General features: G+C 51.8%; 22 protein-coding genes and 1 tRNA gene. 12 read left to right on the forward strand and 11 right to left on the reverse strand.

The features are described 5' to 3' along the window. Nucleotides 1-35: 35 nt before the first annotated feature. Nucleotides 36-1,805 (forward strand): ABC transporter ATP-binding protein, encoded by a 1,770-nt coding sequence (locus tag VFT64_08075; protein ID HEU5047784.1) that lies wholly within the window; start codon nt 36-38, stop codon nt 1,803-1,805. On the opposite strand, the gene VFT64_08080 is transcribed toward VFT64_08075, so the two are convergent. The 3 genes from VFT64_08080 to VFT64_08090 form a co-directional block, all read right to left on the reverse strand. Next, on the reverse strand, nt 1,802-3,112 hold the full coding sequence (locus tag VFT64_08080; GenBank protein HEU5047785.1) for an ATP-binding protein: 1,311 nt from the start codon (nt 3,110-3,112) through the stop codon (nt 1,802-1,804). The two genes, VFT64_08075 and VFT64_08080, sit on opposite strands and share 4 nt — an antisense overlap. 11 nt (nt 3,113-3,123) lie before the next feature. Then, complete coding sequence (locus VFT64_08085; GenBank protein HEU5047786.1) at nt 3,124-3,813, reverse strand: response regulator; 690 nt, start codon at nt 3,811-3,813, stop codon at nt 3,124-3,126. Nucleotides 3,814-3,914: 101 nt separating this feature from the next. Continuing rightward, nucleotides 3,915-3,991 (reverse strand) — tRNA-His (locus VFT64_08090). Between the two features lie 114 nt (nt 3,992-4,105). Between VFT64_08090 and VFT64_08095 the strand changes: the two genes are divergently transcribed. The 6 genes from VFT64_08095 (at nt 4,106) to VFT64_08120 (ending at nt 9,591) form a co-directional block, all read left to right on the forward strand. Next, nucleotides 4,106-4,444 carry a P-II family nitrogen regulator gene (locus VFT64_08095; protein HEU5047787.1) on the forward strand — a complete coding sequence of 113 codons (339 nt, stop codon included), beginning with the start codon at nt 4,106-4,108 and terminating at the stop codon, nt 4,442-4,444. Between the two features lie 33 nt (nt 4,445-4,477). Next, nucleotides 4,478-5,899 carry a type I glutamate--ammonia ligase gene (gene glnA, locus VFT64_08100; protein ID HEU5047788.1) on the forward strand — a complete coding sequence of 474 codons (1,422 nt, stop codon included), beginning with the start codon at nt 4,478-4,480 and terminating at the stop codon, nt 5,897-5,899. A 72-nt stretch (nt 5,900-5,971) separates the two neighbouring features. After that, nucleotides 5,972-6,772 carry a chorismate mutase gene (locus tag VFT64_08105; GenBank protein HEU5047789.1) on the forward strand — a complete coding sequence of 267 codons (801 nt, stop codon included), beginning with the start codon at nt 5,972-5,974 and terminating at the stop codon, nt 6,770-6,772. Nucleotides 6,773-6,785: 13 nt separating this feature from the next. Then, on the forward strand, nt 6,786-7,877 hold the full coding sequence (gene hisC, locus VFT64_08110; GenBank protein HEU5047790.1) for a histidinol-phosphate transaminase: 1,092 nt from the start codon (nt 6,786-6,788) through the stop codon (nt 7,875-7,877). After that, the gene (locus tag VFT64_08115) at nt 7,874-8,959 is read left to right on the forward strand and encodes a prephenate dehydrogenase/arogenate dehydrogenase family protein (protein HEU5047791.1); all 1,086 of its coding nucleotides are present in this window, start codon (nt 7,874-7,876) and stop codon (nt 8,957-8,959) included. The genes hisC and VFT64_08115 overlap by 4 nt, the downstream gene beginning before the upstream one ends. A gap of 20 nt (nt 8,960-8,979) precedes the next feature. Then, on the forward strand, nt 8,980-9,591 hold the full coding sequence (locus tag VFT64_08120) for a redoxin domain-containing protein (GenBank protein ID HEU5047792.1): 612 nt from the start codon (nt 8,980-8,982) through the stop codon (nt 9,589-9,591). A 6-nt stretch (nt 9,592-9,597) separates the two neighbouring features. Here VFT64_08120 and metW read toward each other — a convergent pair whose 3' ends face one another. Further along, entirely contained in the window at nt 9,598-10,203 is a 606-nt protein-coding gene (gene metW / locus VFT64_08125; GenBank protein HEU5047793.1) for a methionine biosynthesis protein MetW, read from the reverse strand. Between the two features lies 1 nt (nt 10,204). Next, nucleotides 10,205-11,371: a homoserine O-acetyltransferase gene (locus VFT64_08130; GenBank protein HEU5047794.1), complete on the reverse strand. Its 1,167-nt coding sequence runs from the start codon at nt 11,369-11,371 to the stop codon at nt 10,205-10,207. Between the two features lie 78 nt (nt 11,372-11,449). Between VFT64_08130 and VFT64_08135 the strand changes: the two genes are divergently transcribed. Further along, nucleotides 11,450-12,034: a hypothetical protein gene (locus tag VFT64_08135; GenBank protein ID HEU5047795.1), complete on the forward strand. Its 585-nt coding sequence runs from the start codon at nt 11,450-11,452 to the stop codon at nt 12,032-12,034. A gap of 5 nt (nt 12,035-12,039) precedes the next feature. Here the strand turns inward: VFT64_08135 and VFT64_08140 are convergent, their stop codons facing one another. Then, nucleotides 12,040-13,602, reverse strand: coding sequence for a GNAT family N-acetyltransferase (locus VFT64_08140; protein HEU5047796.1), 1,563 nt, complete (start codon nt 13,600-13,602; stop codon nt 12,040-12,042). A gap of 120 nt (nt 13,603-13,722) precedes the next feature. On the opposite strand from VFT64_08140, the gene lhgO reads away from it, so the two are divergent. Continuing rightward, nucleotides 13,723-14,913, forward strand: coding sequence for an L-2-hydroxyglutarate oxidase (gene lhgO / locus VFT64_08145; protein ID HEU5047797.1), 1,191 nt, complete (start codon nt 13,723-13,725; stop codon nt 14,911-14,913). Here the strand turns inward: lhgO and VFT64_08150 are convergent. Together VFT64_08150 and VFT64_08155 are read right to left on the reverse strand one after the other, a co-directional pair. After that, nucleotides 14,905-16,128, reverse strand: a complete 1,224-nt coding sequence (locus VFT64_08150; GenBank protein HEU5047798.1) for a sodium:proton antiporter — start codon at nt 16,126-16,128, stop codon at nt 14,905-14,907. The two genes, lhgO and VFT64_08150, sit on opposite strands and share 9 nt — an antisense overlap. A 23-nt stretch (nt 16,129-16,151) precedes the next feature. Beyond that, nucleotides 16,152-17,030 (reverse strand): TIGR01459 family HAD-type hydrolase, encoded by an 879-nt coding sequence (locus tag VFT64_08155; GenBank protein ID HEU5047799.1) that lies wholly within the window; start codon nt 17,028-17,030, stop codon nt 16,152-16,154. Between the two features lie 75 nt (nt 17,031-17,105). On the opposite strand from VFT64_08155, the gene VFT64_08160 reads away from it, so the two are divergent. The 3 genes from VFT64_08160 to VFT64_08170 all read left to right on the forward strand — a co-directional run bounded on the left by VFT64_08160 (nt 17,106) and on the right by VFT64_08170 (nt 20,764). After that, a complete protein-coding gene (locus tag VFT64_08160) occupies nt 17,106-18,212 on the forward strand; it encodes a cytochrome c biogenesis protein ResB (protein ID HEU5047800.1) in 1,107 nt (368 codons plus the stop codon). Continuing rightward, entirely contained in the window at nt 18,209-20,044 is a 1,836-nt protein-coding gene (gene ccsA, locus VFT64_08165) for a cytochrome c biogenesis protein CcsA (protein HEU5047801.1), read from the forward strand. Before VFT64_08160 ends, ccsA begins: the two co-directional genes overlap by 4 nt. 63 nt (nt 20,045-20,107) lie before the next feature. Next, a complete protein-coding gene (locus tag VFT64_08170) occupies nt 20,108-20,764 on the forward strand; it encodes a hypothetical protein (protein ID HEU5047802.1) in 657 nt (218 codons plus the stop codon). Here the strand turns inward: VFT64_08170 and VFT64_08175 are convergent, their stop codons facing one another. From VFT64_08175 to ppdK, 3 genes are all read right to left on the reverse strand, one after another. Next, nucleotides 20,765-21,061 (reverse strand): ETC complex I subunit, encoded by a 297-nt coding sequence (locus VFT64_08175; protein ID HEU5047803.1) that lies wholly within the window; start codon nt 21,059-21,061, stop codon nt 20,765-20,767. It abuts the gene before it with no gap. Between the two features lie 9 nt (nt 21,062-21,070). Then, nucleotides 21,071-23,635, reverse strand: coding sequence for a type I DNA topoisomerase (topA, locus tag VFT64_08180; GenBank protein ID HEU5047804.1), 2,565 nt, complete (start codon nt 23,633-23,635; stop codon nt 21,071-21,073). A 175-nt stretch (nt 23,636-23,810) separates the two neighbouring features. Further along, a complete protein-coding gene (gene ppdK, locus VFT64_08185; GenBank protein HEU5047805.1) occupies nt 23,811-26,507 on the reverse strand; it encodes a pyruvate, phosphate dikinase in 2,697 nt (898 codons plus the stop codon). Nucleotides 26,508-26,700: the final 193 nt, after the last annotated feature.

The following is a 26,700-nucleotide window of genomic DNA, read 5'->3' on the forward strand; positions in this document are numbered from 1 at the left end:
GTATTGTGCGTATACGCTCAAGAAACGGCTTTCCTATGAATACTCCGCGTTTTCCTTCCGATGTGCCTTCGTTCCTCTGGCACTTCATATGCAAGTGGAAATGGCAGTTTGCCATTCTGCTGTTAGTGCCGGCTGCTCGCATTCTTGCGGTTAATCTGTTTCCCTATGCGCTGAAGATGCTTGTGGATGCCATGATGCTGCTCGACAAGCAGCATTCCCATGTCATCGACAGTTTATGGAAGCCGATTGCGATGTATTTCGGTGTGTGGCTCGGCTGGATCGTCTTTTTCCGCTCGCAGGAAATTGTATATGTCCACACCATTCCAAAATTTCAGGCAGCGATACGCATGAGTGTCGTGGAGTATGTACAGCAGCATTCGCACCAGTATTTTGCTGATCATTTCGCCGGCAGCATTGCCGGAAAGATTTCCGATCTGCCGCGCGCGGCCAGTGCGCTCGTCGACCTTGTGCGCTGGCGCATCGTCGGCACGCTTAGTGTTGCACTAGCGGGCATCGTCATGATGGCGCATATCCATGCGGTATTTGCACTGATCGTGGCGGCATTTGTCGTAACGCAGGTGGGAATCGGTTATTTCATTACGCGCCGTGTTGCACGCTTTTCTGCAATCAATGCCGAAGACCGCACGCGCCTGCATGGTCACGTTATCGACTCGCTGACGAATAATTCGGCCGTGCGGCTGTTTGCCCGCAGACAGGCGGAGCAATCCTATATCGGAGGGTTTCAGGCTACTGAACAGACAAGCAACCGCAGAGTATTGTTTGAAATGTGGAAGGTGCGGTTAATCTTTGAGTGGCCGGGGCTGGCGATGGGGGCGGGGCTCATGGCGGCCATTGTTTTTGGCTGGAGTCACGGTAGTGTAGGGCTGGGGGATGCCGTATTCATCCTTTACAGTGGTTTCGGCATATTGGAAACGGTCTGGCAGCTCGGCATGGAGCTGCCGATGCTGTTCAGTGAAATTGGAGTGTGCAAACAGGCGCTGACGATTGTCAGCGGCGCGCATGGCGTTGTGGATGCGCCGGATGCGGGAACGCTGAAAGTGAGCGGGGGAGAGATCGCATTCGACAATGTGCATTTCCAGTACCGGCCGGGCAAGGATATCTTCCGCGATAAAAATATTACCATTCCTTCCGGTCAGCGAGTGGGACTGGTGGGATTTTCCGGCAGCGGCAAGAGCACATTCGTTAACCTTATCCTGCGGCTTTACGATGTGGAAGGCGGGCGCATACTCATAGATGGGCAGGATATTGCCAAAGTGACGCAGGATAGTCTTCGTGCATCCATTGCTATGATTCCGCAGGATTCTTCGCTCTTTCACCGCACGCTGATGGAGAATATACGTTATGGGCGTATGGAGGCGACGGATGAAGAGGTAATCGAAGCATCCAAACGAGCGCACTGCCATGAATTTATCCTGAAGCTGGAGGAAGGCTACGATTCGCTGGTGGGCGAACGCGGTATCAAGCTTTCCGGCGGCCAGCGGCAACGCATTGCTATTGCACGTGCCATGCTCAAAAACGCCCCTATTCTTATCCTGGACGAAGCAACTTCAGCGCTTGACTCTGTTACGGAAAAATACATTCAGGAGAGCCTGAATACACTCATGGCCGGGCGCACAACGATTGTCATTGCGCACCGGCTTTCCACGCTTGCGCATCTGGATCGCGTACTGGTGTTCAAAGATGGCTCGATTACCGAAGACGGAACGCATGCCGAGTTGCTAGCGGCGAACGGCCATTATGCTAAGCTCTGGAAAATGCAGGCAGGTGGGTTCCTTCCGGATTAGGCGGGTAGGCTGAGTCTCACGCGTAAGCCACCGCTTGGCGCATCCTCCAGTGCCATTTCTCCACCGTGGCGGAGAATGATATCCTGTACGATAGAAAGACCAAGCCCGGCGCCGCTCGTGTCGAGATTGCGGGAGATATCAAGGCGCTTGAAAGGCTGCAGGGCGGTCTCTCTTTCATCCGGCGGAATACCGGGACCGTAATCATCCAGCATGATTTCCACATGGCCGCGTGTCTCCCGTACAGAGATTTCACAGCGCTGGCCGTAGCGAAGGGCGTTATCGATCACGTTGTTCAGACAGCGGCACATGGCATTGCGGAATAATGTCACCTGCGTATGCGTGGTAGATATGAGTTTGACGTCTTTTCCTTGAGAAGCATATTTGCCTACGACATCGCCAAGCAGAGTTGAAATATCGACGAGTTTTGCCTTTTCCCCGCCTTTGCCGCGTGCGAAGTCCAGATACTCCTGAATCATGTTTTCCATATCCTGCACGTCAGCCAGCAGAGGCTTGCTGTATTTCTGGTCGGGCAGCATGGCGAGCGCCAGTCTCATACGTGTGAGCGGTGTGCGCAGATCGTGCGAGATTGAGGCCAGCATTTCCGTGCGTGCACCAATCATTCGCTTCAGGCGTTCACGCATGGCAAGGAATGAACGACCTGCCTGCCTCACCTCGCTTGCTCCTTGCGGGCGAAACTCAATATCATCTTGGCCCTTACCGAATTTCTCGGCTACTTCCGCGAGTTTGGCGATCGGGCGGATCTGATTGCGCATGAATATCGTTGCCACCAGCACCAGCAGCATGGCCGAACTCACCATCCAGATAATGAAAACCCATCCGCTGACGCTGATAAGCCGTTTGAGTGAGAACTGCATCTGGAGCACATAGTCCTTCATCTGGATCAGCAGGATGACGTTGCTATTGCCGCGTGAACGACGGATCAGGAACGGCTCTTCAATCGTATCGCGCAGTTGCGAGGCGACGGTCTTGAACATCTTGTCGTCCGTGGCGCTGGGGTAATGCGAGCCGGAAGGATCGGAAGGTTTCTTTGAGATATCGATATCCATAAAGCGGTAGGCCATACGCACCAGCTTCTGGCGTTCTTTATCGTCGGAATGCTTGAATTCTTCCACGAGAAACGCGATATCTCCGGCCAGTGTGATTGAAAAATGACGCTCCACATGTTCCCAATGCGCAATATAGAATACATAGATCGCGACTGTCTGCATGATCAACATCGGCAGCACGAGGATTAGCAGGGCTCGTGTGAACAGGCTGGTGGGAAGAAGGCGTTTAAGGCGGGTCATTATTTCATCTCTCAGTCAGAGGAAAGCGCGTAACCGGAACCGCGTACGGTCTTTATATATACAGGTCTGCTGCTGTCTGCTTCAATCTTTTTACGCAAACGGGTGATCTGTACGTCTACATTGCGTTCGTTGTCGCCGATACCGAGACTTTTCGCGAGATCGCTGCGTGTGACTGCTTCCGGAGAATTTTCCGCCAGTGTTTTGAGTAGTTGCGATTCGCTGGTGGTCAGGAAGATAGTTTCCGTATTTTTCTGCAGGTTCCCGTTGGTCAGGTCGAAGCGGAATTCTCCGAATTGGATAAAGGTTTTAGCGGAAGTGATATTCGTGCGGCGCAGTATCGCCTGGATGCGCAGCACCAGTTCCCGCGGTTCGAACGGTTTGGTAAGGTAATCATCCGCCCCCGTTTCAAGACCTGTGATCCTGTCTTCCGTTTCCGCCATAGCGGTCAGTAGCAGGATGGGAGGGATAATGACCTCTCTTTTTAAGGAGTGTGCAAGCTCCACTCCAGTTTCTCCAGGCATCATCACGTCCAGCACCATAAGATCGAAACGGAAGAGCGCTAATTTTGCCCGGGCATCTTTTGCGTTTACGGCGACCGTTACGGCGAACCCCTGGTCACGCAGGTAGGTCTGTAAGAGCTCACGCAGTCGCGTATCGTCATCTACCACGAGTATATGCGGTTTCTCAAGAGGGGCATTCATGTAAGGCCGTATATTAAACTACTATGTTTGCTTGATAATAACGCGGTATCAGCAAATGTCTAATGGCAATTCGCAAGGATTTCGACTAATAAACGGGAAAATGGGGCGAATGAGGGGACTCGAACCCCCGACATCCAGAATCACAATCTGGCGCTCTAACCAACTGAGCTACATCCGCCATGTTTCAAGAGTGTGCATAAAAACAAAATTCTCCCAAAGGTCAAACAAAAAACTATTTTTCTTGAAAAATTCTTGAAGTGTATTTAGTAATGTCCCCCAGCCAGAGGGATTTATGAAAAAAATTGAAGCCATCATCAAGCCTTTCAAGCTGGACGAAGTCAAGGAAGCCCTGCAGGAGATAGGGATCCAGGGGTTGACTGTCGCCGAAGTTAAGGGGTTCGGTCGCCAGAAAGGCCATACCGAATTATACCGCGGCGCGGAGTATGTTGTTGACTTCCTTCCAAAAGTAATGGTCGTTATCGTAGTCGAGGACGGCATGGCGGAGCGCGTGATTGAAGCGATCGTCAATGCTTCCCGTACCGGCAAAATCGGGGACGGCAAAATCTTCGTTTCTGACGTGGCGGAAGTCATCCGCATCCGCACGGGCGAAAAGGGAAGCGCCGCCATCTAAGAGTTTTATTCCAATCAAAAGAAAGAAAAGGACATGTCTGACAAAAATAATGCAATTAGCCACGCTCTGAACCTGATTAAGGAACATGAGGTACAGTTCGTCGATTTCCGCTTTACCGACCCGAAGGGGAAATGGCAGCATACCGCTTATTCGGCTAAGAAAGTCGATAAGGGCGTTTTTGAAGACGGCATCATGTTCGATGGTTCCTCCATCGCTGGCTGGAAGTCGATCAATGAATCCGACATGATCCTGATGCCGGATGCTTCCACTGCGTTCCTCGATCCGTTCACGGCTCAGCCGACGATCGTGATCTTCTGCGACGTTATCGAACCCTCGACCGGCCAGAACTATAGCCGCGACCCGCGTTCGACCGCTAAGCGCGCTGAGCAGTACCTGGCTTACACCGGCCTTGGCGATAAAGCTTATTTCGGCCCTGAACTCGAATTCTTCGTGTTTGATGACGTTCGCTATAAAGTCAGCATGAACGAAGCGTTCTACTCGCTGGATTCCGAAGAATCCCCTCATAACACCGGCAAAGTGTACGAAACCGGTAATATGGGTCACCGTCCGGGCGTTAAAGGCGGTTATTTCCCCGTTCAGCCGGTTGACTCCCTGTCCGATATGCGTGCTGAAATGATCTCCGTGCTGGACGCAGTCGGCCTTTCCGGCGTACTGCACCACCATGAAGTGGCTCCCGGCCAGTGCGAACTCGGTTTCGATTTCAGCACGCTGACCGCTACTGCTGATAACGTGCAGAAATATAAATATGTTGTGCATAACGTAGCACATTCCTATGGCAAGAGCGTAACCTTCATGCCCAAGCCGATTTCGGGCGATAACGGTTCCGGCATGCACGTTCACCAGTCGATCTGGAAAGCAGGCAAGCCGCTGTTCGCCGGTAACGGTTATGCAGACCTGTCCGAAATGTGCCTGTACTATATCGGCGGTATCATTAAGCATGCCAAGGCGCTCAACGCGTTTACCAACCCGTCCACCAACAGCTACAAGCGCCTGATCCCGGGCTTTGAAGCTCCGGTGCTGCTGGCTTACTCTTCGCGCAACCGTTCGGCTTCCATCCGTATTCCGTATGTGGCAAATCCGAAAGGCAAGCGTATCGAAGTCCGCTTCCCTGATCCGACCGCAAACCCCTATTATGCATTCGCTGCCATGATGATGGCGGGCCTTGACGGTATCGAGAACAAGATCCACCCCGGCGATGCAATGGATAAGAATCTCTATGACCTGCCGCCGGAAGAACTCAAGAACGTTCCGACCGTCAGTGGTTCCTTGCGTGATTCGCTGGCAGCTCTCTCTGCCGACCGCGCCTTCCTCAAGAAGGGTGACGTGTTCACGGACGAACAGATCGATGCGTATATCGAACTGAAGATGGAAGAAGTGTATAAGTGGGAACACTCGCCGGCTCCGGTTGAATTCCAGATGTACTACAGCGTCTAATGCTGCTTCACGTTTAGCGGGTTGCAGGCATTGGCTTATGGGCCGGTGCCTGCAACTTTTTTATGTGTGTTTATGGCCAACACTGACATATCTCAATTCCGTGCGGAAATAGATGCGATTGACGATAAGATCATCGCTTTGCTGAATGAGCGTTCAGCGATTGTCAAAAGGGTCGGTATTGCCAAGAAAAACAGCCAGCGCGAAGGCATTTGCTATATTCGCTCAGGCCGTGAGGCGGAAGTGGTCCGCCGTATTTATACAAAGTTGAAATCCGGCATATTTCCAGCGGAAGCCTCGATCCAGATGTGGCGCATGATTATCTGCGCGTCGCTTTCCCTGGAATCCGCCATGTCTGTTTCAACCTATGTTCCGCAGGGTGAAGAAGCAGTCTATTGGCTGGCGCGTGAATATTTTGGCAATGTCCTACCGGTTTCAGGGCATGATAATACCGAGAGTGTATGGCAAGACCTTGCTTCCGGTAAGGCACAGGTTGGCGTGTTTCCTGTGAGAGGGCGATGGTGGCGCGAGTTGCCTCACGATATAAAAATATTCGCCTGCATACCTTTCCTGTTACCCCAGAACTCTTCTATCCAAGCCCTAGCGGCTGCCAGGCTCGAGCCGGAGAATACCGGTGACGATATAAGCCTGATGAGTATCAAAGCTGATGCTTCTTTCAACGAATCCAAACTCCAAGCACTGTTTTTCAGTCATGATGTCAAAGCCAGGTTGGCTGACACGTGCGAAGATGGCGTCTGCCTTGTTGAAGCACAAGGTTTTATTGCCGCTGACAGCGCTGTCATTTCGGATATACAACATAAAACCGGGTTTGCTGTAACGCTGCTTGGCGCGTATGCTGCTCCCATCACTGTCTAACCCAGAGGAATCTATGTCACTGCCGCAGCCCCAACCGGGCATTATGTCCATCAAGCCTTACGTTGCCGGAAAATCCAAGGCCGGAACGCAGAAGATCATCAAGCTTTCCTCTAATGAAAATAATCTCGGTGCGAGCCCGTTAGCCGTGCAGGCGATTGCGGAAAGCGCTGCGAAAGTTCACCGCTATCCTGACAGTCGCTGCGCGGAACTGCGTGAAGCGATCGGGCAGGTTTATAAAATGAATCCGGCGCGCATTGTCTGCGGTGCGGGTTCCGACGAACTGATTGGGCTGCTGGTGAATGCCTATGCCGGGTCAGGTGATGAAGTGCTGTACAGCCAGCATGGTTTCCTGATGTATAAGATTTATACACTCGGAGCCGGGGCTACACCAGTCGTGGCACCTGAGAAAAATCTGATTGCGGATGTGGATGCGATATTAGCGCATGTGACGCCGCGCACGAAGCTGGTATTCATTGCCAACCCGAATAATCCTACGGGCTCCTGCCTTCCAGCCAGCGAACTTAAACGTCTGCATAAGGGATTGCCAGAAAATGTGATTCTCGTGATTGACGATGCTTATGCGGAATATGTGGATTCGCCGGATTATTCTGACGGGCGCGAATTAGTAGATGAAGCGCATAACGTGGTCATGCTCAGGACGTTCTCCAAGATATATGGACTCTCGGCTTTGCGTCTGGGATGGGGCTATTTTCCTGAAGGTATTGCCGATGTGCTAAACCGCGTGCGTGGACCATTTAACGTTTCCGCCGTTGCACAGGCTGCCGGTGTTGCTGCCATTAAGGACGTGCAGTATGTTCAAAAGGCAAAGGAGCATAATACCAAATGGCGTGAATGGGTGAGCAAACAGCTGGCCTCTAATGTGATGACAGTGCACCCTTCGGCAGCTAATTTTATCCTCGTGCAATTCCCAGGCGGCAAGCTCAGCGCACAGGCGGCCAATGCTTTTCTGCTGGAGCGTGGAATCATACCGCGTGAAGTGGGAGAATACGGTTTACCTGATTGTCTGCGTATTACCATCGGTACGGAAGAAGAAAACCGTGCGCTTGTGGATGGGCTGAAAGCTTTTGTGGAAAGCAACGCGTGACGCAAGCCGTTTATAAACGTGTTGCGATATTGGGGCTTGGTCTCATCGGCGGCTCTGTTGCGCGTGCGCTGGCTGAAAAAGGGCTGGCTACGCATATTGCAGCTTATAACCACTCAGAGCGTGCGCTTGATTATGCCCTAAAGACCGGCTTCATACATTCCGCGCATCAAACCGCAGGGGAAGCGGTCAAGGATGCCGATATTGTTGTACTGGCCACGCCGCCGCAAGCTTTTGCCGGGCTGATGCAGGAAATAGCTATAGAGCTAAAGCCGGGCGCAATCGTAACGGATGTAGGGTCTGTCAAACAAAGCGCCATTGCTGCAATCATGCCGTATCTGCCGCCGCATGCACATTATGTGCCTGCGCATCCGATAGCAGGCAGCGAGAAGACTGGGGCTGAAGCTTCCGCGGCTTCGCTCTTTTCCGGAAAGAAAGTCATCCTGACTCCGGAAGAAGCAGACCTGCGTTCGGAGCCTGTGAATGAAGTGCGCGATTTCTGGGAGAGGATTGGCGCGAAGGTAGAGTTTATGCCCGCCGCTTTGCATGATCTCATTTATGCTTATGTTTCCCATCTGCCGCAGGCGGTCGCGTTCGCCGTTGCACCGTTGATTGACCGTGCGGTTACGGACGATAAATATGTGCGCTTTACTCGTCTTACGCGCTCGGATGCTGCGTTGTGGGCGGATATTTATATCGAAAATGCTGATTGTGTCGGTCATGCGATCGATGATTTATTGCGCTTTACCATGCAGATTCATGGCGAACTCAAGGCCAACCCGCCGGGAGAAGGAGAGGCGGGTAATCCGGCGATGTTATTTGCTGCGCTTATCGGCGCATGTCTTATTGCCACGGCTTCGCTCTTACAGGAGCAAGCCGGAATAAACCCTGTGCGATATGCCGGAACGGGATTTGCGGATATGACGGCCGCGCGTATGGACGATCCGCAACTCCTGCTCTCAAAAGTTTCCGCTGCCAATCATACGATTGCCCCCTTATTGGGACAGATGATTGCGAGGTTGCAACAGGTAAGAAATGTACTTGCACAGAAGGACAAGCAGGCGCTAACATCTGCCCTCCAGTAATCAACCTACGGGGGAAGCCTATGCGCAGTGCCGTCAGAAATATTCTCATCAGCTTGATTATTGCGGGCATGTCCTCCGTTGCTATAGCCGCTGAACTTACGCCGGGACAGGATGCGCCAGATTTTACTGCGAAGGCTACAGACGGCACGAAGGTAAAGCTTTCTTCCTTAAAGGGTAAAATTGTGGTGCTCGACTGGGCGAATTACGGTTGCCCGTTCGACCATATGCATTATTCCAGCGGCAACCTTCCAACGCTGCAGGAAAAATATACGCAGAAAGGTATTGTCTGGCTGAGCGTAATGTCTTCCGCGCCGGGCAAGCAGGGTTATTTTACGCAGGATCAATTCAAGCAGCAGAATACTGAGAATCACAATCATGCAACGCATGTGTTGATGGATGCAGATGGTAAGATAGGACACCTCTACGGCGCAAAGACGACACCGCATATATTCGTGATCGATCCCCAAGGCAAACTGGCTTATGAAGGTGCGATTGACAGCGTTCCCTCCACCGATCCGGCATCGCTTGCCAAAGCCACTCCGTTTGCGGCCAATGCGATTGACGCCGTGCTTGCGGGGCAAAAACCGAATCCGGATTTTTCTCCTTCTTACGGCTGCAGCATTAAGTATTAGGTGAAATCAGTTTCCGTGCAGGACAAAGATGCCTTCTTCGCCGAACAGGTTGGCGAACATGCCTTTGCCCTGGAAGTAAGAAGGCATCCCTCGGTCATCGATATAAACGCGCTTGTCGATTGTGATATGCATCAGGTCGCATAGCTCGACGAAATCGGTCAGCGTACAGAAATGGATGTTCGGTGTGTCGTGCCACTGATAGGAGAGTGTTTTGGTAACCGGCATGCGCCCCAGAAACCCAAGATAAGCACGGTTTTTCCAGTAGCCGAAATTGGGCACGGAAACGATAGCGTGTTTGCCGATGCGCACGAGGTTGGCCAGTACCTCTTTAGGTGCGCGCATAGTCTGCAGTGTCTGGCTCAGGATTACGTAATCATAGGCCTTGTCGGGATAGTATTGCAGGTCGGTATCCGCATCTCCCTGCACGACGCAAATGCCTTTCGCAATGGCGGCATTCACGCCGGACTGGCTTAATTCCAGCCCGCGCCCGTCCACTTTCTTTTCCGATGCCAGCAGACTTAATAACTCACCATCGCCGCAGCCAATATCCAACACCTTGCTGCCTTCGGGCACGAAATCTGCAATCACTTTAAGGGCAGGGCGTAATGTCATATCATATTCCCCTTACCTTGGCGGAGCCGTTGATGAAACCGCCGACGCTTGCGAAGAATTCAGGCTCGTCGAGTAGGAAAGCATCGTGTCCTTTATCCGTGGTGATATCAGCAAAGCTTACATTCGCCGCGACGGCATTCAGCGCGCGTACAAGATTGCGGCTTTCCGAAGAGGGGAACAACCAGTCCGAGGTGAATGAAATGACAAGAAAGCGGATTTTGGTGCCCTTGAAACACTGCGTCAGCCCGCCGTTTTGTGTGAGGTCGAAATAATCCATCGCACGGGTGATATAGAAATAGGAATTGGCATCGAACCGTTCCACAAAAGCGGCTCCCTGATGGCGCAGATAACTCTCCACCTGGAAATCCGCCTCAAAACCATAAGATACCTGTTCGCGGTCCTGTAAAGTGCGTCCGAATTTTCTGTGCAGTGCGTTGTCGGAAAGATAGGTTACATGCGCTGCCATGCGTGCAACGCCGAGTCCTTTTTCCGGTATCTTCTTTTCGTCGTAATAGCGTCCTTCACACCAGTCCGGGTCCACCATGATCGCCTGACGGCCGATCTCATGGAATGCGATATTCTGTGCTGAATGCCTTGCGGAGGTGGCAATAGGGATCGCGGAAAAAACACGTTCAGGGTAAAGAGCTGTCCAGGCAAGCGTCAACATGCCTCCCATGGAGCCGCCGATTACGCAGAAAAGCTGTGCAATGCCGAGGTAGTCCAGTAGCAATGCCTGAGCACGTACCATGTCGTTAATTGTGAGGACGGGGAAATCCAGCCCATAAGGCTTTCCAGTGACCGGATTTATGGATTTGGGTCCGAACGATCCCATGCAGCCGCCGATCACATTAGAAGCGACGATGAAGAAACGTTCCGTATCGAGCGGTTTGCCGGGACCGATAATGGATTCCCACCAGCCGGGCTTGCCGGTGACGGGATGGGGGCTAGCGGCATATTGATCGCCCGTCAGGCCATGGCAGACCAGAATGGCGTTGCTTTTCTCCGCATTCAACCTGCCGTAGGTCTGGTAGGCGACGGGAAAAGAGGCAATCTCCATACCGCATTCAAGTTTCAGCGGTTTTTCAGCCGCGACCATAGCGATATTGCCCACGGCAACCTCACGGTAACTTGTGCCGAATGTGGATATGATCGTGCTGTTTTCGCTCATGGGCCTGTTCTTAGCAAATTGCCAGTGCTGAACTTACATGATATATTCGCGCAAATGCAATCATATTAGAGGAATTTTATGCGCAAAATAGCCATTGCACCCATGGTGTTGTTTCTGGCCGGATTGTCCGCCTGTAATGACACGGCCGTACCGTATAAAGAGCCAGTCAGCTTTGCCGGTGAGCAATATACGCTCAATGTGGCAGGCGTTAACGTTGTGGATGAATATCAGTCCAGCAAGGAATTGCCGAATGTAGAGCTGCTTTCCGATATTACGCCCGCGCAGGCGATGAGGCAATGGTCGGATGAGCGGCTTGTGGCCAAAGGGAACACTGGTCGTGCGGAAGTGGTCATTAAGGATGCGCATATTGTGCAGAAATCCTTGCCCAAAAAGAAGAGCGGCGTAGAGGGATATTTCACAACCGAGCAGACGCAGGAACTGAACGGAAGGCTTGAGGTGGAAATTAAAATATATGACGGCATCAGTGCGCTTCCTCTAGCGATGGTTCAGGCCTCTTCCGAAAGCTCCATGACGCTACCTGAGAATGCCACTATCATGGACCGTAACAAAGCCTATCATGCAATCACTGTGGAACTTGTGCACAGGATTGAGCCTCCTGTAGTGCAGGGTATTCAGGGGCATTTCGGCAAGTTCATGATGTAAAAAAGCTAGTGAGGCGGTAATGGGCGATTTCCAGTGACAGGGGAAGAGGTACGTTCGCGCCAGCTTGCTTGCGGTAATACCGCCTTTTTATCTTCACGAACGCGAGCGATGAAGCTGTTATAATCGTTTTCTATAGTATCCTTGTGGGCTCTTGTGTCTATGGCTTGAGGGTTAGTCAGCAATGCCATTATTGCTTCTTCGCTCATTTCCATTTCCACTCGGGGACGGGGGATGCCATTCTTATCCGTATAGCCTGATTGTTCGGCTTTCAGGAACTTAATTTTTCCGTCATCTGTTTCTTTGGGGCGAAATCCAAGCAGGAATAATATGCGTAAGCTTGCTTCATTATCAGGATCTGCACCGGAATATAGGCTGGTCGCTCCTGTATGCTGATAGAGAAAGCGCACCATTTCTACACTGCCTCGTATCGCCAGCCCCTTTCCTTGGGCTTCTTCAAGCAGTACATACCCTATACCCTTCTGTCCGGGTTTTGCAGTGTGATCCGTTCCTTTCCCGAATGCCTGCTCAACAGAGAATCCCTCTATCATACCAAGCGTTTCACCGTTCGTTCCGCATAGTTTAAGAATATAAGATTTCCTATCCCTTCCTCTTGGAGCAAGTGCTTCCGTATAAAGGTAGTCATGACATGCTATGGCCGGTGGTTCCTGATTTCCGCTTTTAAGCAGCAGGGTCTGCGGCCCACCTTCAGGATTACTGTAAGTCGCATCGTATCTGCGCTGAAAGTATTGTTCTATGGATTCGTCGCCTTCCTTGTATTGTCTGTACTCCTGTGAAAGCCATTTTCTTACCAAATGCATTTGCGTAGTTTCATCTCTTCGGCCTGCGAAACTATGAGGATCAAGATCGATAAGCCGGTCTTCCTCCTGATTTAGCTTACCCGTGAAGGGGCCAAACTCAATGCCGGAAAGAGCCATTTCATAGATTTCCTGCAAATCAGCCGGTTTACATTCACAAAGTGTGAGCTTCTCACCGCTACGGGCTTCCAGCCAGAGCTCTACATTTCCAATGTCTTTATACGGTTGAGGGTTGCGAGATGGAGGGGGGTAAATCCTGCTTCGCCTTTCTGTATCAAAAATACTGGATTCTCCAATAGGCTGAAATCTTCCCAGTGCAGCAATAAGTTTATTTTGAATATGGCTTGCTAATACTTCTGCCTGCCCTTTTCCACACGTGAGCTTATAGCTGTAAAGGTTTGAATTCTCCTGGGGAATACTCACAGGATAACCAAAGTCCGGTGCTTCTATGCCTGCGCAATATTGTGTGATTTCATCTGACAGCAATACTTCGCGAATGGCATTAAAAATTGCTTTATTGTCAGGTGAATGCTTATCCTGTCTGATAAAAATAGGAAATTCGTTAACAATGGAAGCACTTTGGCCCATAGGGGGGCTGGGATCAAAGGCAATTTGTGTGCCGTTAAATATTTCGTTGAACGTTCTGCTACGCACTATTCTCTGTCCGCCCTCTGCATATTCAATATGAGCCGGAACGGCAGGGATATGTTCAGTTTCTCCGGGCAGAAAGGAAAGGGTGGGTGTGGATGGCATGAAGCTGTTGGCAATGATGGAACTGTTCCAATTTTATTTTATATTCCTTAACAATATGTTAAAATGTCTCATGTAAAAATATATACGTGTTTCCTCCCTTTCCATTGAAAGGCTAAGTGTATGGATTTCCTGATTATCGGCGGCGGTATTATCGGGCTTACCACGGCGCATACGCTAAAGACACGCCACCCTGATCTTTCCGTTACAATCTTAGAGAAGGAAGCCGATGTCGGACGGCATGCTAGCGGCCGCAATAGTGGCGTGCTGCATGCGGGCTTTTATTATTCCGCCGACTCACTGAAGGCGCGCTTCTGCCGCGATGGTAACCGCGCACTGCGCGCGTACTGCAAGGAAAACGGCTTGCACCTGAATGAATGCCGTAAACTGGTTATCGCTGTCGATGCACAGGAAGTGGAGGGGCTTCGCGAGTTGAAACGGCGCGGCGATGTAAACGGCGTTCCGGTGGAGCTGATCACAGAAAAAGAAGCCGTGGAGATTGAGCCGAATGTGCGTACGCATGAATATGCGCTGCTCTCGCCGACCACAGCGACGTTCGATCCGGTAGAAATATGCAGGCATCTGCGTTCGCGCCTGACCGATATGGGGGTGAAGATCGTTCTGAACTCACCGTATCAGAAGAATCTCGGTGGCAATCGTGTGATGGCCGGAGGCGAGGTGTTTGAAGGTGGCGTTATCATCAACTGTGCAGGGCTTTATGCGGTGGATGTGGCACAGGATTTCGGCTTTGCCACGGATTATACGGTGCTGCCTTTCAAAGGTGTGTATCTGAATTATACAGGACAGGATCGACCGCTGCATACGCTGATTTACGGCGTGCCGGATATGCGTAAGCCTTTCCTTGGCGTGCAGTTTGCCATTGGCGTGGATGGTAGTATTCGCATCGGTCCTACGGCGATTCCAGCTTTCTGGCGCGAAAATTACCACGGGCTTTCTAACTTCAATGCTCGTGAGATGGCAGAGATTCTATACTGGCAGGCCAATCTGTTCCTGCGCAATTCCTTCGGCTTCAGGACGTTCGCACTGGAGGAAATGCAGAAATACCGCAAGAGTAACCTGATCGAGCATGCGTTCAGGATGGTCAGAAACTTGGATGCTTCCAAATTCAGCCAGTGGGGCAGGCCGGGCATCCGCGCGCAATTGCTGAATAAGAAAACCTTATCGCTTGTGCAGGATTTTGCCGTGGAAGGCGATCAGAAGTCCCTGCATGTGCTCAATGCCGTTTCGCCTGCGTTCACCTCCAGCTTTGCGTTTGCCGCATGGCTTGCAGATAAGGTGGATAGTTTACGCTGAGCTTCCGTATTTAAGGAATTTGAGCAGCAATGGCATGGTGATGCCTTGTATCAGTACAGAAAACGCCACTGTCGTAAAGGTCACAACAACAATCTCGTTATGTAGCGGGATCGTCTCAGGCAAAGAAAGTACTAGCGCGAGCGCCAATGCGCCGCGCAAGCCTCCCCACCATAAAACATGCTGGTATTTTTCCGGTATGGCCCATCTGGTTTTCTTAAGCGGAAGGCATAAAGGATAGACGGATAGTGCCCTGCCAATTAACACCAGCAGGATGGCGACGGGCAGGGCAATATTGGTGATGGCGTTGAAGGGAATTTCCGCCACGCGCAAGCCCATCATCAGAAATATAATCGAATTGGCGAGGAACGCCGCAAACTCCCAGAAGTCCAGAATAAACGCTTTTCCGCGCTCGGAAACGGGTTTCTTCTTATGCTCACTGTCGTCTTCGCTTTGAATTCCCGAATGGCCGATGATCAGGCCTGCTGTTACCGTTGCCAGCACACCGGAAACATGCAGGTGCTCGGCCAGCAGGAATGAGCCATACGCTATGACGGTGGTCAGAGCGGTTTCCAGAAGATGGTCGGAGGCACGGCCGGCAAGGAACATAGTGACATAGGCGCATATCGCTCCTGCGAGTATGCCGCCGCCTGCGGAGAATGCGATTGCCTGTAATACAGAACCTGGGGATACAGCTGCGCTTCCAGTTGCCTGTGTCCAGGCCAGCACGACTGCAAAGAGTACTGCGGCTACGCCGTCGTTAAACAGACTCTCGCTTTCCACCAGCAGGCGCAGTCGGCCTGTCACGCCCGTGTCCTTGAACATGGCAATGACGGCGACCGGGTCGGTAGCGGAGATCAGCACGCCAAATGCCAGCGCCGCGCTTAAAGGCCATTGCAGAAAATACCCCATGCCCCAGGTCACGAATAATGCGGCGATAATGACACCGGCATTGGCAAGCAGTAAAATAGGGAACATATCACGCCGCAATTCCTTCCAGTGTAAATTGATTGCGGCTTCAAATAACAGTGGCGGCAGGATAACATCGAATATGAATTCATGCGTCAGGCGGAGACCGGGACTGACATGAAAAAGAGCAAGCACAATACCTGTCAGCACAAGCCCGACCGTATAGGGTAGGCGCAGTCTATGCGCTGCAAGCGCCACGATAATCGCTACGATTAAAAGAAATATGGTTTGTTCGATGATTGTGCTCATTCCATACTCTTGTTTTACTTCGGTTACTGCCAGATGAACTCAGGAATTACATAATCGGGTTTTATTCCTTCATCCCTGAACAATTTATCCAGCTTCTCTTTGTAGTCGGGTGCGGAGGGTTCCCCAAGTGTTTTTTTGACGATTCCGCCCGTGACCAGTACGTTTGCGAGGCCGGTGCGGGCTGCTCCGGCAATATCGGTGCCAAGACTGTCGCCAATCGCAATAATGCGCTTCTTGCCATGATGTTCTAGCCCTTCCAGCGAGGCTTCATACACAGCGCGATGCGGTTTACCGAAATAAGTGATTTCACCGCCCATCATACGGTATTCCTCCGCGAGTATACCGGCGCAATATACATGGTGGCCGCTTAAGCTGACGACTTCCTTGTCCGGATTGACGCAGAGCAATGGCAGTTTTGCCTTGATGCATTCCTTCATCAACGGCACTAGTTCCTTAATCGGCTGATTGTCGTAGAAGGAGTGGGAGAGCAGCACGAATTGCGCGGATTCAGGCTGTTTAACTTCTGTGTAGTTTAGTCCTCCAAGGATATGGCGGTCTTTTTCCAAACCAATGTAAATGTAATGCCTTCCATGCGGTTTGAAAAAGGATTTTTCCGGATGGGCGAGGCATTGGTAGAACACTTCGCCTGAGGTCACGATTTTGTCGTACATGTCCGATGTAATTCCCATGTGAAGCATCATCTCCGCCACGGTCTGCGCCCGGCGCGGCGCGTTAGAAAGTAATACAATCCTTTTGTTATGCTGTTTGAGGGCTTCCAAGGTGCGTTTAGCGTTTGGATAAGTATGCTGGCCATCATGGATTACACCCCAGAGATCAAGAATAAAAATATCATACTTATCAGTGAGTTGTTTTATGGATTCCAGTAATATTACGCCGCTCATGTATTTTTCTCTTTTAATCATTTCACGTCATTGTTTTCTATAGTAAGGTGCCGCCTTGTTAAATAGTTAATTTCTATGATGAACAGAATATTGAAAGACATGCGTGCGACGGCTTATTTCCTGGCCCGGCCTACGTTGCTTTTTTATCTTTTTCCCTGGCTGATGACGCTGCTTGTGCTGGGCACGGTGGCACAGCGTTACATAGGGCTTTTTCAGTCGCAGAAACTGTTTTTCGGTTCGTTCATCCTGTGGGCGGGGCCATTGCCACTTCCGGGAGCCTATACCACTATCGGCGTTATTGCGCTGGGTTTGTGCGCGAAGCTGCTGTTGAAGTCTCCTCTGCGCAAACATAATGCCGGGATTATTATCGCTCACCTGAGCACGTTGATTCTTCTGCTGGGAGGCTTGCTCACGGCGGTGACGCGTGAAGAAGGTTATATGGTGCTCGGTGCGGAAGATACCAGCCACAAGATTTCTGATTATCATGAGCGAGAACTTGTGATGCTTAAAGACGGCAAAGCCTTATTGCATATCCCGGCTGCCGATCTGCACAATGGCAAGGAAATATCCAGTTCAGAACTCCCCTTCAAGCTGCGTATTATACGCTATTGCTATAACTGCCGGATCGAGAAGCGTGCCACGCCCGATAATTCCATGCGCGGGGATGCTGCCAGGCTTGAGTTGCAGCCTGCCCCATATGATTCCGAAGATGCCAAGAATCAGACCGGGGCGATGGTTGAAGTGAGCGGAACGGCGGCAATGGATGGGAACTATATTACTTCCGAGGGGTTGGCGCAGCAGCCGGAATTTGTGCTGGGCAATGATAAATACGGAATCGTGATGCAGCAGGAAGAACGTGACTTGCCGTTCGACATCCATCTTCTCAAGTTCACCAAAACGGAATATCCGGGCACGGAGATTGCGAGCAGCTACCGCGCGGAAGTGCAGGTGATTGACGGGGCGCTCAAATGGAATACGGTGATCGAAATGAACCAGCCGCTGCGTTACCGTGGTTATACGCTTTACCAATCTTCTTTTGTCGATACGGAAGACAAGCTGCTTACCGTTCTGGCGGTGGTCAAAAATTCAGGTGCCATTTTCCCTTATATTGCTATTACAGCGATCTGCATTGGCCTGCTGCTGCATCTGGCCATCACTTTTGCACGGCGGCGTAAGTCATGAAGTATTTGCTGACACTATTTCTGCTGTTGTTCCCGTTATCGCTGCTTTCAGCTGAAAATGTGGATTTTGATTATGGTTATCTTGCCCATACACCAATTCTTCATGAAGGACGTATTAAGCCTCTGGATAGCTTTGCCCGCGTTTATCTGAAGAAGATTCATGGCGCAGCAACGGTAGAAGGTGAACCTGCGATTGCGTGGCTGGCAGGTACTCTGTTTGCACCTGCGGGCGCTATGCAGCAGCCTTTGTTCAATGTTAAGGTCCCGGAAGTTGTCCAGGCGCTCTCGCTACCGGAACGTTCCGACCGGATGTATAGCTTTGTCGAAATGGCAGCCGTGTTTGGCGGGCGTGAGCAATATATCAAGTCGTTGCTTGCCAAGGATAAGCGTAGCCTCACGGAGAACGAGCAGGAACTGATACGCCTTTTCCTGAATACGAACGACTTTGCAGAGATTATCGGCACTTTTTCGCTGCTATTGCCTTTTTCGGAAGCGCCGGAGATGAATTATCTGGAAGCAATGAGGAATCATGAAAAAATCGTTGCGGCTGTCAAGGCAACAGTGAAAGCTAAAGGGAAAGACTTGCAGGAATATACGCCGCAGGAACTGCTGAACGTTAAAATATCCTATCGCATGGATATGTTAAGCGCTCTGGATAAGCGCAATATGTTGCTGCGCATTATTCCGCCCGCATGGAAGGGAACGGATGAATGGCTCGCTCCCTGGGCGGTGATCGAGCAAGGGCAGGGATCGCCGGAGACTGGCATGCTGTTCAAGCAATGGCAGAAGCTGGCGGCGGATTACAATACGCATGATATTCAAGCATGGAAGTCTGATTCGGCAAAGATTGAAGCGTTCGGTGCTGGGTATAAAACCGTGCGTCCATTCGCCCTTTCGCTGGAGGTAATCTATAATTCTTTTGCACCATTGAACAAAAGCGTCGTGCTTTATCCGCTTGGAGCCATGATAGCATTGTTAGCGCTGGTAATGGGGGCTGAGCGTGTGCGTGTGGCCGCTTATCTGGTGATGGCTGCGGCTACCGGCATTCATGGGCTGGCGATCCTGATGCGTATGGGGATTTTGATGCGCCCGCCGGTCAGCACGCTTTATGAATCCATGATTTTCGTCAGTTTCCTGGTATCAGCCTTTGGGCTTTGGCTGGAACATAAGAAGGGCAACGGAGAGAGTTTGCTGGTCAGCGGTATTGTTTCCAGCCTGCTGATCCTTGCCGCCAATATTTTTGCAGCTGACAGCGATACGCTGGAAGTGCTGGTGGCGGTATTGAACACCAATTTCTGGCTGGCGACGCATGTGGTCTGCATCACGACAGGTTATGCTTCGGCGATTGTGGCGGGAGCGATTGCGCATATATATCTGATCAAGCGAGCTATCGGAAAAACATCCGCCAGTGCAATGGCGGCGTTGCACAGGCGGTTGCATATGGTGGCGCTGGTAGCATTGTTATTTACTACGGTCGGAACGATGTTGGGCGGCATATGGGCCGATCAGTCCTGGGGGCGCTTCTGGGGATGGGACCCGAAGGAAAACGGGGCGCTGTGGATTGTGCTGTGGCTGATCTGGCTGCTGCATGGGCGTGTTGCGGGGCAGGTACGCGAGGTCGGATTTGCCATCGGCATGGCGCTTATTAACATTGTCGTGGCGCTGGCATGGGTAGGGGTGAACCTGCTCAGCGTTGGGTTGCATAGCTATGGCTTTACAGACGCCGCAGCGACCGGGCTTACGGTTTTTTGCTCGGCTGAAGTGGTTTTTATCTTGATAATATCGCCAGTTATACTAATGAAAAGCCGTACTGCGCACAGAGTGCCAATATGAAATTAGTTTTACGAACTATTAACTTATTACGTGTATAATATATCTCATAAAAAATGGGATATTATGGCAAGACATTCAAAAGATTATTTAGAATATCATTTACAAATGGGGTGCTTGGCTAGCGTCGTGCTCTCTACAGGTTTGGATGATGTCTGTCTGAAGACCAAAATCTTACGCGATGAGCCCACCGTTGGAGGAAGTGGATTTATTTGTGATCCGGTAGCGCAAATTCGTTTTCCCCGAGAGCAAATTGGCGTTGCTCAGAAGCTTGCGGCTCAAATAAATGATTTATTTGATAAAAAGGGCTGGAGGCCTGTTGCGCGTTTTACTGCTGCTGTTAAGGGTGATAAATTGTTTATCAATCTGGATGATCTGCGCTCAGCCATGAATGATCTTGAGTTAACAAGTACGCTTTGTGGCTATGCAGCAGATGCGGCAAAAGGTGAGCAAAGTGCAAACACAGTTGCTAGCGACCATGTGATTCTTGATATACGCCCTTCTAGGGGCGTAACAGATGCTACAGGAAGTGGTTTAGCAGTACCGGCAGGCCCTCCTGCTGCTCCTTATGCAGATGAACCACATGTTGCGGATAATGCTGTGGTAGAGATGCGTGGAGTAATAAGTACCGCCCTTGGAGCTAAGGATAAGCCACCTGTCAATGCGTTTGATCGTCCGCCGATTCAAGGTGCGCTTCAAGCTGATAAACCGCGTGAGCGCTAGTTACGAAACCTTGTTATACGCAAAATTTGCAGAGTAAGATTTCGGCTTGATGGTTTTTTCGTTTTTCTTTTCCACCACTTCAAACTCGATATTGTTCTTCTGGGCGTAAGCGATGGCTTCTTCCTTCGTGGGGAAGAAAAGCTTTACTTCCTGTACGGTGTCGGTCATGCCGGTCCAGCCCATGAGCGGTTCGACGAAAAGCGGAGCGTCCGGCAGGAAATCCAGACGCCATTTATGGGTACGGGCTTCGCCGGATTGCATTGCGTTACGTGAGGGCTGGTAGATACGCGCTTTCATAACAACTCCTTATTTAGCTTTAGCTGCTTTCTTCTTTTTTACCGCAAAAGTCTTTTTCTTTCCACCGCTGCTTTTGCTTTTACCGGCCAGAAGCGTGATGGCTTCTTCCAGCGTGAAGCTTTCCGGTTCGGAATCTTTGGGCAGGGTAGCGTTGATGTTACCATGCTTGACGTAATTGCCATAGCGTCCGCCGTAAATGGCAACTTCTCCGCCTTCGGGATGGCTTCCGAGAATCTTCAGCGGTGTGACGGTGGACTTGGCAAAGGATTTCTTCTCTGCAATGAGCGTTACGGCGCGGTTGATGCCGACGGTCAGCACATCGTCGTCGCCCTTGAGAGATGTGTACTTGCCGTCATGCAGCAGGTAAGGGCCAAAGCGGCCAAGGCCTGCTGTGATCATTTTGCCTGACTCAGGATGCTTGCCGATTTCGCGCGGCAGGGAGAGCAACGCCAGCGCGGCTTCCAATGTCACCTGATCGGGCGCAAGGGTTTTGGGCAGGCTGCTGCGCTTGGGCTTCTTATCCGCCCCTAATTGCACATACATGCCGTAAGGACCTTTGCGCAAGGAAACTTCGAGGCCGCTGGCGGGGTCGGTGCCGAGGATTTGCGGTTCGGACCCGGTGTTGCTATCGGTCGATTCACCGCTTTCCGGAGCATCGTTCGACAATTGCTTTGTATAGTTGCATTCAGGGTAATTGGAGCATCCCAGGAACGCACCGAATTTACCGGTTTTGAGGCCGAGTCTTCCGGTGCCGCAGGAAGGGCATGCGCGCGGATCGGTTCCAGCGGCAACATTGCGGTAAATATACGGCTCAAGCATCGCGTCCACGGCTTCCAGCACCTGCGGGTTCGTCAATTGCTTGGTTTCGCCCACGGTCGCTATAAAAGCTTCCCACCAGTCGCGCAGTACTTTTTTCCAATCTATGGTGCCTGCGGAGATTTCGTCCAACTGCTCTTCCAGCCTTGCGGTGAAATCATATTCCACATAGCGGCGGAAGAAGCTCACAAGGAAAGCGTTCACGATTCTGCCGCGTGCTTCAGCGATGAAGCGTTTCTTTTCGAGTTTGACGTAATCGCGTTCCTGCAGAACGGAGATGATTGCGGCGTAAGTGGAGGGGCGACCTATGCTTAACTCTTCCAGCTTCTTCACCAGGCTTGCTTCCGTATAGCGCGGCGGAGGTTCGGTGAAATGCTGCTCGGGCACGATTTCCTGTGTCTTGACGGATTCGCCCATTTCAAGCGGTGGCAGAGCGCGGGATTCTTCGTCCTGCTCGTCGTCATCCTTACTTTCCTGATAGAGCGTCAGGAAGCCATCAAACCGCATAACGGAACCTACGGCCCGGAAAAGTGCCTGCTTATCCTGCGATTCGATACCGACAGCCATCTGGTCGAACACGGCGCTTTCCATCTGGCTCGCCATCATGCGCTTCCAGACCAGTTCATACAGACGGAACATATCGCGGTCGAGCACGGATTCCACCTGCTCTGGTGTACGGGTGACGTCGGTCGGGCGGATTGCTTCGTGCGCTTCCTGTGCGTTCTTCTGCTTCACCTTATAAACGCGCTGGGTAGCAGGCATGTATTTGTCGCCGTATTCTTTGGCGATGTGCTTGCGCGCTGCTTCAATCGCATCCTGCGAGACGGTGACACCGTCAGTACGCATATAGGTGATAAGACCGGTCGTTTCACCGCCGATATCCACGCCTTCATAAAGCTTCTGCGCGAGTTGCATGGTCTTTTTTGCGCTGAATCCGAGCTTGCGCGAGGCGTCCTGCTGCAGGGTTGAGGTGGTAAAAGGCGGGTAGGGGTGGCGGCGCACCTGTTTGGGTTCGATGCTTGCAACCTGGTATTGCTTCTTGAGCAACGCATCGACGATTTCTTTTGCGGTTTTTGCATTCGGGATGTCGAACTTGTCGAGCTTCTTGCCGTGCCATTCCGAAAGCTTTGCCTTGAAGGCGGTGCCGGCACCGTTGGCCATGACAGCGCGGATATCCCAATATTCCTGGGAGATGAATTTTTCGATTTCTTCATCGCGGTCGCAAATCAGGCGTAGCGCAACGGACTGCACGCGTCCTGCGGATTTGCTGCCCGGTAGCTTGCGCCACAAAACGGGAGAGAGGGTAAAGCCGGTAAGATAATCCAGCGCGCGGCGGGCCTGCTGCGCATTCACGAGGCTCATATCGATCTCGCGCGGATGCTTCATCGCGTCGACAATCGCTTTCTTCGTGATCTCGTTGAAGACAACACGCTCGACTTCGATCTTTTTCGGCAGCGCCTTGCTTTCCCTGAGTGCTTCCAGCACGTGCCACGAGATGGCTTCACCTTCGCGGTCAGGGTCGGTTGCGAGGATCAGTTTGTCGGAACCTTTGACGGCTTTGGCAATGGCGCTGATATGTTTCTTTGAATCAGCATCGACCTCATAGGTCATTGCGAAATCCTGGTCGGGCTGCACGGAGCCGTCTTTGGATGGCAGGTCGCGCACGTGACCGAAGGAGGCAAGCACCTGGTAATCTTTACCCAGATATTTGTTTATGGTTTTTGCTTTCGCAGGCGATTCAACAATTACGAGATTCATCAGCAGGACGTTACTTGGTTAACTTAAGTAAAAAGTAAATCACCCATACAGGCGGAAATGTCAAATTTTTAGTGCCCGTGCAGCGTGAATAATATTATTTGCGGAAGGTTTCCCAATGGCTTCGCCTATAAAATAAAAGCCAGGAATTGCTTCCTGGCTTTTATACTTTAAGGCTTTATGCCGCTGCGGCTTTATCGAACTTGCCGCGAATGGCAGCCTGTGCGGCGGCCAGACGTGCGATCGGCACGCGGTACGGCGAGCAGGAGACATAGTTCAAACCTGCCTTCTGGCAGAATGCGATCGAAGCGGGATCGCCGCCATGTTCGCCGCAGATGCCGAGCTTGATGTCGCTACGTGTTTTGCGACCACGCTCTGCTGCAAGCTGTATCAATTCGCCGACGCCATCCTGATCGAGCGTGACGAACGGATCGGTTTCGAGCACGTTCTTCTGCTTGTAGATTTCGATGAACGAAGCCGCATCGTCACGTGACAGGCCGAGCGTGGTTTGTGTCAGATCGTTCGTGCCGAAGCTGAAGAACTCCGCATGCTGGGCGATGTCACCTGCACGCAGCGCGGCGCGCGGCAATTCGATCATCGTGCCGACAAAATACTCAACCTTTACTCCGGTTTCACGGGCAACGGCAGCAGCGGTTTCATCGACCAGTTTTTTCAGCACTTCAAGTTCCTTCGGCGTCATGACCAGCGGGATCATGATTTCCGGAATGACCTTGTTCTTGCTTTCTTTCACGACTTCGCTGGCGGCTTCAAAAATAGCGCGTGCCTGCATCTCGTAAATTTCCGGATAGGTGATGCCGAGACGGCAGCCGCGATGGCCAAGCATCGGGTTGGCTTCGTGCAGCGCATGGGCACGGTGCTTCACGAACTCAACGGTTACACCGGATGCTTTTGCGACTTCCTTGATTTCTGCTTCGGAGTGCGGCAGGAATTCATGCAGCGGCGGGTCGAGCAGGCGGATGGTGACGGGCAGGCCCGTCATGATGCGGAAGATTTCCGCAAAGTCCTTGCGCTGCATGGGCAGCAGTTTAGCCAATGCGGCTTTGCGTTTATCAGCAGTTTCAGAGACGATCATTTCGCGCATAGCTACGATGCGGTCCGTATCGAAGAACATATGTTCCGTGCGGCACAGGCCGATACCTTCCGCGCCGAATTTGCGCGCATTGGAAGCATCCAGCGGTGTTTCTGCGTTCGTGCGGATCTTCAGCGTGCGGAATTCATCTGCCCAGCTCATCAGCTGTGCGAAATCGCCGGAAAGCTGAGGCTGAATCGTCGGCACTTCGCCGAAGAACACTTCACCGGTCAGACCGTTGATGGTGATGAAGTCGCCTTCCTTGACCACCTGGCCGCTTGCCTTGAAGGTTTTTGCAGCATAGTCGATCTTGATGTCGCCAGCACCGGATACGCAGGGCTTGCCCATGCCGCGAGCCACGACAGCTGCGTGTGAGGTCATGCCGCCGCGTGCGGTCAGAATGCCTTGTGCGGCATGCATGCCGTGAATATCTTCCGGTGAAGTTTCAATGCGTACGAGGATAACTTTTTCCTTGTGATGAGCGCGACGCTCTGCTTCTTCAGCCGAGAACACTACTGTGCCCGCAGCAGCGCCGGGCGATGCCGGAAGGCCGCGTGCGAGTACAGTGCGTTTCGCATTCGGATCGAGTGTCGGATGCAGCAACTGGTCGAGCGCCTGCGGATCGACACGCTCGATCGCTTCTTCCTTCGTGATCAGTTTCTCCGCGACCATATCCACGGCGATCTTGACGCTCGCTGCGGCGGTGCGTTTGCCGTTACGGGTCTGCAGCATCCAGAGTTTACGGTTCTGTACCGTGAACTCGATATCCTGCATGTCGCGGTAATGATGTTCGAGCTTTTTGTAAATCTTCACGAGCTCTGCATACACATCCGGCATGACTTCTTCCATGCTCGGAAGATCGCCACCGCTGGTTTCCTTGCCCTTGATGGTAAGGGGCTGTGGCGTGCGGATGCCTGCCACTACGTCTTCGCCCTGCGCGTTGAGCAGGAATTCGCCGTAGAACGCCTTGTCGCCGTTGGACGGGTTGCGTGTGAATGCAACGCCGGTTGCGCAGTCATTGCCCATGTTGCCGAACACCATGGACTGCACGTTGACTGCCGTGCCCCAGCTTTCGGGGATATCGTGCAGGCGACGATAAGTGATCGCACGCGCGTTCATCCAGGAATCAAACACCGCCTGGATTGCTCCCCAGAGCTGTTCTTCTACGGTTTGCGGGAAGGGCTTGCCCAGTTCCTGCTGTACTTTTTCCTTATATTCCTCGACGAGGGCTTTTAGTAAGCCAGCATCATCACTATCGGAATTAGAATTATTGCTGCTGCTACCACCATGAAATTTTGCCTCCCACAATTCTTCGAAATTATAATGATCAATACCCAACACCACGTCGGAGTACATCTGAATAAAGCGACGATAGGAATCGTACGCGAAACGCGGATTGCCGGTCTTTGCGGCAAGGCCTTCGACAGTGATGTCATTGAGGCCGAGATTCAAGACCGTATCCATCATGCCCGGCATTGAAGCGCGTGCGCCGGAACGGACCGAGACCAGCAAAGGATTGCTGGCATCGCCGAATGTCGCGCCGACGGCCTTTTCAATGGCACTCAGCGCTTTCTTTACTTCATCTTTCAGGGTATCAGGCAGTTTCTTGCCGTTCTTATAATAAGCAGTGCAGACTTCAGTGGTGATTGTGAACCCCGGAGGAACCGGCAGACCCAGCGAGCACATCTCCGCGAGATTCGCTCCTTTGCCGCCCAAGAGGTTTTTCATATCGGCTTTGCCTTCCGCAAAACCGTCGCCAAAACTGTAAACGTATTTGTTGCTCATAAAGGCCCTGAAATAAAGCGTTTGCTGGAGTTAGTGAGCCCTCCTGTACACGCAAAGGCATCAATAGTCAACCATTGGCTGGAAGGTTTTCAGAATTTGTCAATATATTTTTGCTGCGGTGCAAAAAGAATTATTTTAGGTGCTGTCATACCGCGACTTGATTGCGGTATTTCTACATATAGTTAGAGATGCC

This window comes from Rickettsiales bacterium, from assembly GCA_035765535.1.
Taxonomy (GTDB): domain Bacteria; phylum Pseudomonadota; class Alphaproteobacteria; order Rickettsiales; family JABCZZ01; genus JABCZZ01.

Coding starts and splice junctions, on each gene's coding strand:
- metW (HEU5047793.1), bottom strand. CDS start 10,203: ATGACATTACGCCCTGCCCTTAAAGTGATTGCAGATTTCGTGCCCGAA.
- VFT64_08085 (HEU5047786.1), bottom strand. CDS start 3,813: ATGAATGCCCCTCTTGAGAAACCGCATATACTCGTGGTAGATGACGAT.
- VFT64_08135 (HEU5047795.1), top strand. CDS start 11,450: ATGCGCAAAATAGCCATTGCACCCATGGTGTTGTTTCTGGCCGGATTG.
- hisC (HEU5047790.1), top strand. CDS start 6,786: ATGTCACTGCCGCAGCCCCAACCGGGCATTATGTCCATCAAGCCTTAC.
- ccsA (HEU5047801.1), top strand. CDS start 18,209: ATGAAGTATTTGCTGACACTATTTCTGCTGTTGTTCCCGTTATCGCTG.
- VFT64_08175 (HEU5047803.1), bottom strand. CDS start 21,061: ATGAAAGCGCGTATCTACCAGCCCTCACGTAACGCAATGCAATCCGGC.
- VFT64_08150 (HEU5047798.1), bottom strand. CDS start 16,128: ATGAGCACAATCATCGAACAAACCATATTTCTTTTAATCGTAGCGATT.
- topA (HEU5047804.1), bottom strand. CDS start 23,635: ATGAATCTCGTAATTGTTGAATCGCCTGCGAAAGCAAAAACCATAAAC.
- VFT64_08120 (HEU5047792.1), top strand. CDS start 8,980: ATGCGCAGTGCCGTCAGAAATATTCTCATCAGCTTGATTATTGCGGGC.
- VFT64_08160 (HEU5047800.1), top strand. CDS start 17,106: ATGATGAACAGAATATTGAAAGACATGCGTGCGACGGCTTATTTCCTG.
- VFT64_08155 (HEU5047799.1), bottom strand. CDS start 17,030: ATGAGCGGCGTAATATTACTGGAATCCATAAAACAACTCACTGATAAG.
- VFT64_08170 (HEU5047802.1), top strand. CDS start 20,108: ATGGCAAGACATTCAAAAGATTATTTAGAATATCATTTACAAATGGGG.
- VFT64_08130 (HEU5047794.1), bottom strand. CDS start 11,371: ATGAGCGAAAACAGCACGATCATATCCACATTCGGCACAAGTTACCGT.
- glnA (HEU5047788.1), top strand. CDS start 4,478: ATGTCTGACAAAAATAATGCAATTAGCCACGCTCTGAACCTGATTAAG.
- ppdK (HEU5047805.1), bottom strand. CDS start 26,507: ATGAGCAACAAATACGTTTACAGTTTTGGCGACGGTTTTGCGGAAGGC.
- VFT64_08075 (HEU5047784.1), top strand. CDS start 36: ATGAATACTCCGCGTTTTCCTTCCGATGTGCCTTCGTTCCTCTGGCAC.
- VFT64_08080 (HEU5047785.1), bottom strand. CDS start 3,112: ATGACCCGCCTTAAACGCCTTCTTCCCACCAGCCTGTTCACACGAGCC.
- VFT64_08105 (HEU5047789.1), top strand. CDS start 5,972: ATGGCCAACACTGACATATCTCAATTCCGTGCGGAAATAGATGCGATT.
- VFT64_08095 (HEU5047787.1), top strand. CDS start 4,106: ATGAAAAAAATTGAAGCCATCATCAAGCCTTTCAAGCTGGACGAAGTC.
- VFT64_08140 (HEU5047796.1), bottom strand. CDS start 13,602: ATGCCATCCACACCCACCCTTTCCTTTCTGCCCGGAGAAACTGAACAT.
- lhgO (HEU5047797.1), top strand. CDS start 13,723: ATGGATTTCCTGATTATCGGCGGCGGTATTATCGGGCTTACCACGGCG.